The organism is Acidovorax sp. HMWF018, from assembly GCF_003061035.1.
In the GTDB taxonomy this organism is placed as follows: Bacteria; Pseudomonadota; Gammaproteobacteria; order Burkholderiales; family Burkholderiaceae_C; genus Acidovorax; species Acidovorax delafieldii.
Genome location: NZ_QAIM01000038.1, coordinates 1 through 2,089, shown reverse-complemented (window position 1 = coordinate 2,089; position 2,089 = coordinate 1). Strand labels below are relative to the sequence as shown.

1 protein-coding gene is annotated in these 2,089 nt (G+C 64.7%); it reads left to right on the top strand.

Features of this window, described 5'->3' with window-relative positions; all coding sequences use genetic code 11:
- Positions 1 to 173: 173 nt before the first annotated feature.
- The coding region (locus tag DBR23_RS01120; RefSeq protein ID WP_146191184.1) for an efflux RND transporter permease subunit at positions 174 to 2,089 on the top strand (1,916 nt) is incomplete at its 3' end.

Here is a 2,089-nt window from a genome sequence, read left to right as displayed (position 1 = left end):
CCAAATGGGCGGCGCAAGAGGCCACAAAATCCAAAAAATGGCGTCTTCCGCGTTCGCGCGGGAAATTTCGAGGGCTTGTTCAGCGTAGCCTTAGAAGGCGGCGCCTTCTTGTCTGAAGGAGCGCAGGTCACGGTTGTCTCCGACAAGCTGCCATCGCCGACGGGGGGTGCGCAATGAACGTATCTTCCTGGTCCATCCGCAACCCGGTGCCGGCGCTGCTGCTGTTCGCGCTTCTGACGGTGCTGGGGCTCCTCGGCTTTCGGCAACTGCAGATCCAGGACTTTCCCGACATGGACCTGCCCACCGTCCAGATCTCGGCCACGCTAGAAGGTGCGGCACCGTCGCAACTGGAAACCGAGGTAGCGCGCAAGATCGAAGACAAACTGGCGTCACTGAGCCGCCTTGACCATGTTACGACGACCATCACCGACGGTTCGGTGGCGATCAGCGTAGGTTTCGAGATCGACAAAAATGGCGAGGAGGCGCTGAGCGAGGTGCGCAACGCCGTGGACAGCGTGCGCGCCGAGCTCCCGGCGAGCATGGCATCGCCCACCGTCTCCAAGATCACCACCGCGGGCGGGGCGTTCCTGACCTACACCATCGAGTCAGGCCGCCTGGATGACCAGGATCTGTCGTGGTTTGTCGACAACGACGTGACGAAAGCGCTGCTGGCGGTCAAGGGTGTGGCGTCGGTGGCCCGCGTCGGGGGACTGGACCGCGAAGTACATGTTGACCTCGATCCGACGTTAATGGCGGGCTTGGGCGTGACACCGTCGGATGTGTCCACACGGCTCAAGGCCACGCAAAAGGAAAGCTCTGGCGGCCAGGGCGACATCGGCGGGCTGCGGCAATCGACGCGCATGATCGCCACCGTTGGCACACCGGCCGAAGTGGCCGCCATCACCGTGCCGCTGGCTGATGGCCGCTACGTCAGGCTGGACCAGATCGCACGTGTCAGCGATGCCCGCGCGGAGCCCACTACGCTGGCGTTCCGCGACGGCCGTCCGGTCGTCGGCTTCAAAGTAACGCGCTCGCGCGGCTATTCGGACGTGGGCGTGGCGGACGGTGTTCGCACCGCGATGGCACAGTTCCAGCAGGCACACCCCGAGGTCAAGATCGACGAGGCCAGCAACACGGTCGCACCGATCGAAGACAACTACGAAGGTTCGATGCACCTTTTGATCGAAGGCGCGCTGCTCGCGATCATCGTGGTCTGGTGCTTCCTGCGCGACTGGCGTGCCACCCTCATATCGGCGACCGCGCTGCCGCTGTCCATCATCCCGACCTTCGGTGTCATGGCGTTGCTGGATTACTCGCTGAACACGATCACGCTGCTGTCCCTGTCGCTGGTGGTCGGCGTCCTGGTAGACGATGCAATCGTCGAAGTCGAGAACATTGAGCGGCACCTGCGCATGGGCAAGACCCCGTTCCAGGCGGCTATGGAGGCGGCCGACGAGATCGGCCTCGCGGTGATCGCGACGACCTTCACGCTGGTCGCGGTTTTTCTACCAACGGCGTTCATGAGCGGCATCCCTGGTAAGTTCTTTCGCCAGTTCGGCGTTACCGCGTCGGTCGCAGTGCTGGCCTCGCTGTTGGTTGCGCGGCTGTTGACGCCGATGATGGCCGCCTACCTGATGAAGCCCGTACAAGCGAACGCGCACGACCACACCGACGGTCCGGTGATGACTCGCTACCTGCACTGGGTGCGAACGCTGCTCTCACACCGCGTTGCCACCGTGGCGGCCGTGGCGGTCTTCTTTGCCGCCGCCGTCGGCGTTGCCATGTCGCTATCGACCGCCTTCATGCCGGCTCAGGACAAGGCGCAGAGCAGCGTTACGATCAAGCTGTCGCCGGGAAGCACGCTGGCCGCGACCGCTGTGGCGGGCGAACGCGCCTCAGAATTGCTGCGCACGCTGCCCGAGGTGCGCGGCGTGTTCATGGCCGTCGGGACCGCAGCCGGCGGCGGAATGGCGCCGCCCGGCGGCGCGTCGTCTTCCGCCGATCTGACGAGCGCAACCCTGACCGTGGAACTCGTGCCGCGCGGCGAGCGCGAACTCAAGCAGTCGGGCGTGGAAGCGAAGATGCGCGA